Raw genomic sequence first — 10,780 nt, forward strand, 5'->3', positions numbered from 1 at the left:
ACCCGGTAAGCAACTGAACACTAAAGAATAGAGATGCTCACTCCGATTGTGCATCATGCGTAAAACCACGCAAATGCCCAAGAAGTCACTTACATTCGAGCCACTTGCTGATTTTCCTGCGCTTTAAGATGTTGTTGATAAGGCTAAGTCAAGAGACAAAAAATGACCCATATTCCTTTCCATATATTTTTTCCAGCATCACTGATTACTACGTATGTGACCCTAAAAGCGGGTCGCATACTTCATTCATATCCAAATTGGACAGTGATTTTGTATGCACTTATAACCATAAATTTGGGAGGGGGGTATATGATACTAGCTCAGAATCAACACCTATTTGGGTATAGTATATTTGGAGTGGAACGTCTGTGGGCATTCTTAATGGTACTCGCGCATTGCCACTCAGCGAAATACATCAGTTTAAGGAAATAATATAGCGGCATTTGAGCAATAGATACTCCAGTCAGCTCGTTATCGAGCATATCTGACGCAACTACTTCAGGACACTTAATTAAGGGATTCTAATAACCAACATCAAATTCTAGTAGCGATAATTCGCCGGAATCGGGATGTTTTCTTGTTTTAGAATTGGTCGCTTACCCCCTTGTTTTCTGTACTGTTTGAGCTGGAATACATAAGCCAGTATTTGCGCAACTGCGGTAAAAAGGCCGTCGGGAATTTCTTGCTCTAGCTCGGTGGTATGGTATAGAGCCCGCGCCAGAGCCGGAGCTGGGATCACATAGATATCATGCTCACGTGCCACTTCACGAATTTTCAGTGCCATATGATCGATGCCTTTTGCGATGACGACAGGGGCTTTATCAGTACTTTGGTTGTAGCGCAAGGCCACCGAGAAGTGCTCTGGGTTGGTGACGATCACATCGGCTTGTGGCACTTCGGCCATCATACGACGTTGAGCCGCTTCCCTTTGCAACATACGAATTCGGCCTTTGACTTCTGGTTTACCTTCAGTATCTTTGTATTCGTCTTTCACTTCTTGCTTAGTCATTTTTAGCTGATTCGCATGTTGCCAAATTTGAAACGGGATATCGATGGCTACGACAATAAGTAGCGAGCAGCTGATGAGCAAAATAAAGTCGAGCAATATATCAAGCGCATGAAAAATATTTTGCGGAAAAACGTCGAAGCTCAATTGAAACAAGTCAGCGGTCGCAGAATTGATAAGGTAAAACGCCATACCCGCCACTAAGGTGACCTTGAGAATAGACTTAACCAGCTCAACCCAGCTTTGCAAACCAAACATTCGTTTTAATCCGCTCAGTGGGTTCATTTTAGACCATTTAGGCCTAGCAGCTTCAGCGGAAAAGCTGATCCCACCAACAGCCGCATTGCCTAAAGTCGCGGCGATAAACAGCATAACCAAAATCAATATTAGAGGTAAAACAAGATGCCCAAGCGAGCCGCCAATGATGTCGAAGAGCTTACTTGAATCAAATATCTCCTCACGACTCAAACTAAAAAGCCGACCCATCACGCTATAAAGTGCCTTGGCTAGCATAGTGCCAAACCACATCAGCGCAACGGCACCAGCGACCAATACCGATACCGAAGCTAACTCTTTAGAGCGTGCGACTTGCCCCTTTTCTTTTGCTTGTTGAAGCCGTCGGGGGGTCGCAGCTTCGGTGCGCTCTTGACCATCGGATTCAGCCATTAGCACTCACCATCCACTTAGCACTTAAGGTACACAGTTGATACGAATAAATCGGCATACCTGCTCCTGCCCTTGATTCCAGAAAGTATCATACTGGCTATATAAGCCAGCCACGATATACCAACAAAGCAAGATCCCGACCAACAATGCAAACGCAAAACCTAGGGAGAAGATATTCAATTGTGGAGCGGCTCGGGTCATAACACCAAATGACAAATTGATAGTCAGCAGGGCAATAATGCCCGATAGTGACATACTCAACGCCACTTTAAACATAATACCTAACCACAGAGCAAGTTCGCGAAAATCAATGGCATTGAGCGCTCCGGAACCAATCGGTAACGTTTTAAAGCTCATCACGACCAAGTGCAGCATTTTTAAATGCCCATCGGTAGATAAAAAAAACATTGTGGCTAAGAACATAAACAGTTGACCTAACAAGGGCGTGTTTTGCCCATTGGCTGGGTCGACCATGGAAGCAAAGCCCAAACTCGACTGCATACCGAGAATTTGACCAAGTATGACAAAGGTTTGGATAATAAATTGGGTCACCGTACCCATCGCCACACCAATAATGATCTGTTCAAGCAGAACTAGAAAACCATTGAACGACAACAGCTCAAGGTGTTGTGGAACAGCTGGGATTGCCGGCATAACGGCAAAAGTAATCGCCAATCCCAAATACAACCGAATCCGATTGGAAACAAAGCGAGCACCGGTTACCGACATCACCATCAACATCGCAGCGATTCTGGTGTAGGGCCAAAAATAGTTAGCGATCCAATCGAGTATTACCGATGTTGGATATTCCATAGACTACCCTTAGTACAACACCTGAGGCAGTCGCTCAACCAAAGAAAAAAAGAACTCCATCAACATTCGCGTCATCCAGTGGCCAAACAACATAAGCGCCAATAAAGTGACGACAAGACGGGGCAAAAAGCTCAATGTTTGTTCGTTGATTGAGGTGGCCGCTTGAAAAACAGCGACAATCAAACCCACCAGCAAGCTTGGGATAATAATGGCGCACACCATAATGAGCACTATCCACAAGGCTTCTCGGAATAACTCAACAAACATTTCTGGTGTCATGAGCCCTCCTCACTACAACGCAAAACTGCCTGCAAGGGTAGATAGAATCAAGTTCCATCCATCCACTAACACAAACAGCATTAACTTAAACGGCAATGAAACAATCATGGGTGACAGCATCATCATACCCATAGCCATCAGAACGGATGCTACTACTAAATCAATGATGAGAAACGGTAAGAACAGCATAAAGCCAATTTGGAAAGCCGTTTTTAGCTCTGAGGTAATAAACGCGGGAATCAGCACCGCCAAGGACACCTCTGATGGATCTTTCGCCTTAGAGCCAGAAATATTCACAAACGTTTCTAAATCCTTCAAGCGTGTTTGCTTGAGCATGAAGGCTTTCATCGGCTGCTGAGCCTGATCAAAAGCAGCTTTGGCCGAAATTTTTTCTTGAATATAAGGCTGGATTGCCCGCTCGTTGATTTTGCTAAACACAGGCGACATGATGAAAAAGGTGAGAAACAGGGCAATACCAACAATCACTTGGTTTGAAGGAGTTTGTTGTAAGCCCATCGCCTGTCGCAAAATCGACATGACGATTACAATACGTGTAAATGAGGTCATGAGAATGACCAAAGCCGGCAAAAAGCCCAGCATGGTCATCAAGGCAAGTATTTGCAGGTTGATGGAATATTCTTCGCTACCATCCGGGTTAGTGGTGAGCGTCAGTGCTGGGATCCCAGCTCCAAACGAAGATCCCGATGCTACTGTTTTGCTTGCGCCAGTGTCACTTTGCATGGCAACGGTTGTGGATGTTTGATTGGCTAGGTCGTCAGCGGCGAAGCTCACGATGGAGAAAAGGCACAGCGTCAAAAATACGATAAAACTTAAGGCATGGCTAGGTTTGATCATTCTTTTTAAATAGCTGGGAAAACTGAGTAGAAAACGAGCTACTCTCCAACTCCTCCTGAGTAAGTGGCTTGTCCAATTTAGATATGAGCTGAATAGATTGGGTCGTGACACCAACAAGATATTGCTCATCTCCAGCCTGAATAATCATAATACGCTCTTTCGCCCCCACCGGAAGTTGACGAACTACGCATAATCCTTTTTGGTTGACTAAATTCGGTACTTTCATACGCTTAAGCAGCCAAGCTAACACTAGTATGAAAACGATAACGAACAAAAGCGACCCTAATGTGGTCGCTAAATCGAGTTGTTTACCTGTTGTCTCAGTGGCTGCTTCTGAGGCTTGGGCAAGAGCCGGGACAAACAACAGCCCCGATAAAGAATACTTCATGGTTTACCTAAGCTTTTTAATACGTTCAGTTTGGCTAATCACATCGGTTAAGCGTATCCCGAATTTATCATTTACCACAACCACTTCGCCGTGAGCAATCAATGTACCGTTGACGAGAACATCTAACGATTCACCAGCGACGCGCTCTAGCTCTACCACTGAGCCTTGGTTGAGCTGCAATAGGTTCCTAATGCTGATCTGCGAACGCCCCACTTCCATCGAAATCGTTACTGGGATATCGAGTATGGTATCGAGCTTTTGCCGCTCATCTTCTGAAATTGGCGACGCGGTATCTTTAAGCTCATCTAAAGGTGCAGCTAATACTTCATCAACGTCCACTTCAGGTGCATCTGGGTCTTCCCCTAAAGCCGCAGCCCATTCGTCCGCTAGCTTTTGATCATCATTTTCATCGGTCGGTTCCATTCCTTACACCTTTTATTCTTCGTCATCACCTTGATCTTCCTCGAACTCAGACATGATGTCTTTGCCTAGGAAGGCAATGTCGGTTTTTACAACATCAGGACGTTTGATTTTTTCTGACACTTGAACCGCTAGGTTCTCGCCTGAACGCCCCATTTTTACTCTAAACGTCGGTAATTCTTCTACAAACATGGTCGCATGCTCTGGCATAGCAACGGGAATAACGTCTCCTGATTGCAACTCCATCAAATCTCGTAGTGACATGTCATGTTCAAGCAAGTTAACTCGAAAATCGACGGGAACATCCATGATTTCTTCACGTAACGCCGAGCTCCAACGAACATCGGTTTCCATCTTGTCCGATTGCACACCCGCATCCAATAATTCACGAATAGGCTCGACCATGGAATATGGCATGACAACGTGGAAGTCCCCGCCGCCACCATCCACTTCAATGTGAAATGAACTCACTACTATCACTTCAGTCGGGCTAACAATATTGGCCATACTTGGGTTAACTTCTGAATCTAAGTACTCAAACTCAACCCCCATGACGGGTGACCATGCTTCTTTGTAGTCCTCAAATACGATTTTAAGCAATAACTGAACAATTCTTCGTTCAGTGGGCGTGAATTCTCGCCCTTCAATCCGGGCATGAAACCGGCCGTCGCCACCAAAAAAGTTCTCCACCAAAATAAACACCAGCCTGGCTTCCATGGTAATTAGCGCGGTGCCTTTTAACGGCCTAAATCTCACCATGTTAAGACTGGTTGGGACATACAGGGTGTTTTGGTATTCACCAAATTTCATCATTTGTACGCCATTGATGGACACCTCAGCTTGCTTACGAAGCATGTTAAACAAGCTAATTCGTAGGTGCCGTGCAAAACGTTCATTGATAAGCTCCAGGGTCGGCATGCGACCACGGACGATTCTGTCTTGCGAGGAGAAGTCAAAATTAGTGGCATCGTCATTGACTACCTCAGTTTCTTCTTCGCCGTCCTCAACATCATCGACTCCATGAAGCAGAGCATCAATTTCGTCTTGGCTTAATAAATCAGTCACGAATCACCTATTGAATGACAAAGTCGGTAAATAATACTCTTTCAATCACCGGCTTACCGACAGCCCGGTTCAAACTCGCTTTAATATCTTCCGTCGCTTTATCTCTAAGCTCGACACGTCCGGTCGCGGTTCTTAGCTGCTCTACGGTCGCGGAAGCAAAAGTACCGAGCAGCGAACTTTCAATCAACGGAGAGTGATATCTGGCTAAATCTTCGTTCTCAATACCCCGAACCATAAGTTGAACCTTAATTTGCACCAACCGATCTCTTTTATCCCCGGTAACGTTGAATAAAAAAGGCTGAGGTATGTTCACATAAGCAACCGGGTTAACAGGTACCGCAGCTTTCTCTTGCTCCGCTTCTGCCGCTTCCGGTGATTCGTCTGACGATCCCAACATAAAGAAGGCACCCGCACCTCCCGCTATTAGCACCACCACAACCACAATAATTAGAATGAGTTTACTTTTTCCACCACCAGCTTCCGCTGCTTCATTTTCTTCGTCCGCCATAACCATCTCTATCTTTTGGTTTTTTCATAGTTTAAGCGTAATAACTGATTCCATCACGTTTTGAGGTTACATTCAGATCAAGATTGACGCCTGCTTCAAGATTTTCATCTTCAGCGCCACCATTGCCTTCGATTCCCTGAGAGAAACCTCCCTCACTAGACGCCGTATAGCGTTGCTGCTGACCAGCACTTTGCTGTTGAACCGACGTATCACCAAGTTGAACGCCTTGTTGAGACAACATCTCCCGTAGCCTAGGTAAAGATTGTTCAATAGCATCACGGGCTTGATGGTTGGCAACGGTAAAGTGTACACCCGCTCCCTCACCATTCATGTGCAGCCGTATTTGCAGTCGACCTAGCTCGGGTGGGTCCAAGCGAATGTCGATATTCTTTAAATTCTTCGACATCATCATATGGACTTTTTCTGCCATCTGATCGCTCACATTGTCACGTGTCAGCTGAAGGGGGCTGTTCACAGCTTGGCTTGAATCAGCACGCAAGCTATTAACACCTCCACCACCTTGTTGGCCGCTAGCACCCGCTATTTGATTAGCAAGGCCCGATGAGTCTTTGCCGTCTCGAACCATTTGCCCATCAAGCAAGTTGTCTCCCGATTTCGCAGACAACGCCGTTCTCAACGCCGCTTGACTACCCATTTGCTGATGAGCGACATTAACAGCGGCAGGCGTCGCAGCTAATGCCGCTAAATGCTGTAGCTGTGTCGGGTTTATTTCTGCATTATGGGGGATTGCTGGCGTGATGGCTTTGTCTAAGTTCATGTGTGCCATAGGCTGTGCATTTAGCGCTTGTTGCACGGATTGCGCCAAATGAACTTGCTGAGCTTTCGAATGATGCTGGACATTATTCAGCATAGCGTCGGGCAAAAAATCCGATTTCAGCGTTGTGGGTTGCCCTTGCACAGGTGCAAACATCTCTGGAGAGACTTGTTTGGCCGCTTCTGGCTTCATTTCCGATTGAGTAACAATAGGCTGAGACATGTTCAGCATGTCTTTACTTAACCTTGACGCCTGTTCTGCTTTGGCACTATTTAATACTTGCTGTTGTTTTGCGGCGATAAGCGCGTGTTCATCTACGAGTTCATCAGTTAATGAGGTCACACCTGCCTGCAAAGTAGCCTGCGGAGCGAAATTAGAAACCATGTTTTCTGATACGGCAATATCACTTGCCTGTGTTGATGGTTTGTTTTTTCCGCTTTGTTCGTCCAGCTCAGTGACTGCCTTGATAACATGAAGATTGTCTTTAGTTTGTGCATCTGTACTAGATTCTTGCATAGAGCGCCAAGCAATATGTTCTGGAACCGTATCACTTTTTTGCGCAGTAGCTTGATCAATTCCACTGGCAACATCAGTTGCCTTTGCACCTTGATTAGACAAAGACTGGGAGTTTTGTTCCACTGTTTCTGCATCGGCGATTTGCGTGGTTAACGGTGGTTTAGGTGATGAGTCTTCTTCAGCCTGAACCACCAGCTGGGCAGACGTTCCCTGATTTTTATCCTGCATCGTCGCGTGAGGCTGGATATCTTCCATAGGCAAGTTATTGCCGTTTTTCGTTTTAAGAGACTCTGTCGCATCATTTAGTTTTGCCAGTATTTCATCACCATCATTCATCACCTGAGAGGAGTAAAATTCTGTGCCTTTGGATAATGAAGCAAGTGGCTCTTCGGATGCATCGTCACTCTGGACTTTACTAAGTAGTGAATCTGACAAGGTTTCCGTATTGACATCATCCACTTCGACGTCCGATACTCCCTCATCTGAGAGCAGTTCGCTTTTTAGCAACGCATCAACCGAATCCTCTCCTGTAGTAGCGGCAATTTGATCACTTGCATCAACTTCAGATTCTGGCGAGACCTTATTGGATTTGCTCTCACCAAGGATGAATGCGGCTAGTTTGGAGAAAAAGCCTTCTTCAGCTTCCCCAACCTCGGTGGACTCTGCTGAGATTTCCCCAACCTCTCCAATGACTTTGCTGGCTTTCGGACTATCGGTAGCAGTGGTTAAGTTAACGTTCATACTGATAACACTCATTCAAATAGTGAAGTTCGCCGCCTTTACTGTCTCTATGCTCCAACTACAGATTTCAACGACCGTTAGCCGAATCAATGCAAAAAGTGAACCATATTTAAGGTATGCACTAGTTTGAATTATCGTTTAGATGCCTGAATGGTGCGCCTGGCGTACATAATGGTGGAAAATTCGTCCAGTTGTTTCTGCTCTTGCCGTTCAATTTGTTGGCTCTTTTCTTTCTGCCTTTTTTCTATTAACCATTGATATGAGCGGCGCTGTTTTCGCATCTCCAACCAATGAGATTCGCAGTTGTCGACTTGGTTTTTAAAATGCTCTTCTGCTTCTTTCTGCTTCTTCAGTGTTTCATCTAACTGAGTCAAAAAGCGATTAAGGTGGGAATATTGACTTGCGGTGAGTCCATCCATTCCTCTCTGTACTAACTGGGCGCAATAATCTAATCGGTACTGTTCAATTTGAGACAATTGCACATAGTAATCTTCCAGCTCATTGCGTGCTTTGCTCAGTGAAAGCACGGCGTCTTTTTCACATTCTTGCGCCTGACCTAGCAAAAATTCGAGCGTATTTTCCATAAGTTAGCTACTCTTCTGGCTGTAAGATGCTTTTCAACATGTTTACGCACATATCATAGGGAACACTTTCTTGCATATGCTGCTGCAAATATTGGTCGATTTTGGGTTTGAGGGTGAATGCGCTATCGATAGCTGGGTCCGTGCCTAGTTTATACGCACCAATAGACACCAAATCCTGATTCTTACGGCATATCGACAAGACTTGTCTTACTGCCTTAGACATCAACATATGCTCTTCAGATACAATTTGAGGCATCACCCGACTGACGGACTTCTCTACATCAATTGCGGGATAATGGCCCGCATCGGCAAGCTCTCTCGATAGCACTACGTGACCATCAAGTATCGCTCTTGCGGCATCTGCGATAGGGTCTTGCAGATCGTCACCTTCGGTTAATACGGTGAAAAATGCCGTAATCGAGCCTTTGCCTTCTCCACCATTGCCTGCTCGCTCAACCAATGCGGGTAACTTAGCAAACACGGAAGGTGGATAACCTTTGGTTGCTGGAGGCTCGCCAACAGACAAGGCGATTTCACGTTGTGCTTGGGCAAATCTGGTTAATGAATCCATTAGCAATAAAACATCCAAGCCCTGATCACGGAAGTATTCCGCTATCGTTAATGCGGTTTGGCATCCTTTCAATCTCATAAGCGGAGAGGAGTCTGCTGGAGCGGCAACCACCACAGAGCGCTGGCGACCATCAACACCTAAAATTTCCTCGATGAACTCTTTTACCTCTCGGCCACGCTCACCCACTAATCCAACCACCACTACTTGCGCGGTTGTACCACGAGTCATCATGCCTAACGTAACGGACTTACCCACTCCAGACCCTGCAAACAAACCTATACGTTGGCCTTTACCGACACTCAGTAATCCATTCATCGCTTTTAAACCCACATCCAAGGGCTCAGAGATGGGTTTTCGCATTAATGGGTTAATCGGCTCAGAGTTGAAGGTAGCGTGATGATCGGTGTAAATAGGACCGAGATCATCAAGTGGATTACCGACCCCATCAATGACCCTTCCGAGTAACTCCATACCCACAGGTAAGCCAGCTTCCGTTGTTAATGGAGTAACTTTTGCGCCAGGAAGTACACCAGTAATTTGCTCACTCGGCATAAGAAACAAATTATCGCCTGAAAAGCCAACCACCTCAGCTTCCATTTCACCGGACATAGTCTCAACTAAACAAAGGCTGCCAATAGGTGCTCTGCACCCCGTAGCTTCAAGCGTCAACCCCACCACTCTCACCAGCTTTCCTGAGGCAACAGGCCGCCCTTTCAATCCTTGGATTTTGTATTGACCGAGTCTATCCGCTAACGCCAGCATCAGCTGTCCCCTTGATGGCGATTAGTGCCACAGAAATTGCTCAAGACGGTGCGAATTCTTTCTTCCATTTGATAGTTAACACTCGACTCACCCGCTTCGATTTGTACATCGCCGACATTCAAAGCTGGGTCTGAAAGTAGCGTCCAGTTGCGGAGTTCGAGCTGGTCCTGAGGAAAAGCTTGCTCCACAATCTCTACGTCCTGGGGGTGCAGCTTAATGGTGATTTGGTGGCCCGTAATGGGTAGTGACTCAACCGACTGTTTCACGGTATCTAATATGATCTGGGGGTTAGTTTGAACTTCTACATGGACGACTTCACGAGTTAACGTCAGTACCATGTCGACAAGCTGTTTTTCAACTTGCGCATTCATCAGCTCTAGAGGTTGCGCAAACTGATTGGCAATGGAGACGAAGTTTTGCACTTGCTGTTGAATTAGCTCTTGTGAAGCATCCAGTCCTTCTTTATGACCAATTTCAAAACCTTCCTTTTGCCCTTCTTCGAGACCTTTTTCTTTGCCCTTATCGTAGCCTTGTTTAAAGCCAGCTTCTTGTCCTTGATGCAACCCCTCTTGAAATGCATTTTGCTTGATTGCCTCAATGTCTTCTTCGGTGAGTTCTTTAGGCTCTTCAGGTGCTTCAGTTTCGAAATTGGGCACCCACCCGGGGTCATAATTCATTGCCGTATCTTTGGCAATTTTGGCTTCCTCTGCGCCATAATCAGGCAGACCCCAAACCGTTGCTTCTTTCACCGCGTCATCTTCATTTAAGCGTAAGTAGCCGCGTTTCCTCTTCCCTGACATCCTATTCCCCAATTCTCATGCAAACCCGTGG

General features: G+C 45.9%; 12 protein-coding genes. All 12 read right to left on the minus strand.

The features are described 5' to 3' along the window. Window positions 1–541 precede the first annotated feature (541 nt). Window positions 542–1,672 carry a flagellar biosynthesis protein FlhB gene (gene flhB / locus M9194_RS10610; protein ID WP_250612615.1) on the minus strand — a complete coding sequence of 377 codons (1,131 nt, stop codon included), beginning with the start codon at window positions 1,670–1,672 and terminating at the stop codon, window positions 542–544. 24 nt (window positions 1,673–1,696) lie between these two features. Continuing rightward, window positions 1,697–2,485, minus strand: a complete 789-nt coding sequence (fliR, locus tag M9194_RS10615) for a flagellar biosynthetic protein FliR (protein ID WP_250612616.1) — start codon at window positions 2,483–2,485, stop codon at window positions 1,697–1,699. A gap of 9 nt (window positions 2,486–2,494) precedes the next feature. Continuing rightward, window positions 2,495–2,764 (minus strand): flagellar biosynthesis protein FliQ, encoded by a 270-nt coding sequence (gene fliQ, locus M9194_RS10620; RefSeq protein WP_250612617.1) that lies wholly within the window; start codon window positions 2,762–2,764, stop codon window positions 2,495–2,497. A gap of 12 nt (window positions 2,765–2,776) precedes the next feature. Further along, window positions 2,777–3,619, minus strand: coding sequence for a flagellar type III secretion system pore protein FliP (gene fliP, locus M9194_RS10625; protein WP_250612618.1), 843 nt, complete (start codon window positions 3,617–3,619; stop codon window positions 2,777–2,779). Continuing rightward, entirely contained in the window at window positions 3,606–4,007 is a 402-nt protein-coding gene (gene fliO / locus M9194_RS10630; protein ID WP_250612619.1) for a flagellar biosynthetic protein FliO, read from the minus strand. Before fliO ends, fliP begins: the two co-directional genes overlap by 14 nt. 3 nt (window positions 4,008–4,010) lie before the next feature. Further along, entirely contained in the window at window positions 4,011–4,430 is a 420-nt protein-coding gene (gene fliN, locus M9194_RS10635; RefSeq protein WP_250612620.1) for a flagellar motor switch protein FliN, read from the minus strand. 12 nt (window positions 4,431–4,442) lie between these two features. Then, window positions 4,443–5,492, minus strand: a complete 1,050-nt coding sequence (gene fliM, locus M9194_RS10640; RefSeq protein WP_250612621.1) for a flagellar motor switch protein FliM — start codon at window positions 5,490–5,492, stop codon at window positions 4,443–4,445. 7 nt (window positions 5,493–5,499) lie between these two features. Next, the gene (gene fliL, locus M9194_RS10645) at window positions 5,500–6,000 is read right to left on the minus strand and encodes a flagellar basal body-associated protein FliL (RefSeq protein ID WP_250612622.1); all 501 of its coding nucleotides are present in this window, start codon (window positions 5,998–6,000) and stop codon (window positions 5,500–5,502) included. A gap of 31 nt (window positions 6,001–6,031) precedes the next feature. Continuing rightward, window positions 6,032–8,032 carry a flagellar hook-length control protein FliK gene (locus M9194_RS10650; RefSeq protein ID WP_250612623.1) on the minus strand — a complete coding sequence of 667 codons (2,001 nt, stop codon included), beginning with the start codon at window positions 8,030–8,032 and terminating at the stop codon, window positions 6,032–6,034. A gap of 131 nt (window positions 8,033–8,163) precedes the next feature. Beyond that, on the minus strand, window positions 8,164–8,616 hold the full coding sequence (gene fliJ / locus M9194_RS10655; RefSeq protein ID WP_250612624.1) for a flagellar export protein FliJ: 453 nt from the start codon (window positions 8,614–8,616) through the stop codon (window positions 8,164–8,166). Window positions 8,617–8,623: 7 nt separating this feature from the next. Next, a complete protein-coding gene (fliI, locus tag M9194_RS10660; RefSeq protein WP_250612625.1) occupies window positions 8,624–9,949 on the minus strand; it encodes a flagellar protein export ATPase FliI in 1,326 nt (441 codons plus the stop codon). Beyond that, window positions 9,949–10,749 (minus strand): flagellar assembly protein FliH, encoded by an 801-nt coding sequence (gene fliH, locus M9194_RS10665; protein ID WP_250612626.1) that lies wholly within the window; start codon window positions 10,747–10,749, stop codon window positions 9,949–9,951. The genes fliI and fliH overlap by 1 nt, the downstream gene beginning before the upstream one ends. Window positions 10,750–10,780 lie beyond the last annotated feature (31 nt).

It is taken from the genome of Vibrio sinus (assembly GCF_023634645.1).
GTDB classification, from domain to species: domain Bacteria; phylum Pseudomonadota; class Gammaproteobacteria; order Enterobacterales; family Vibrionaceae; genus Vibrio; species Vibrio sinus.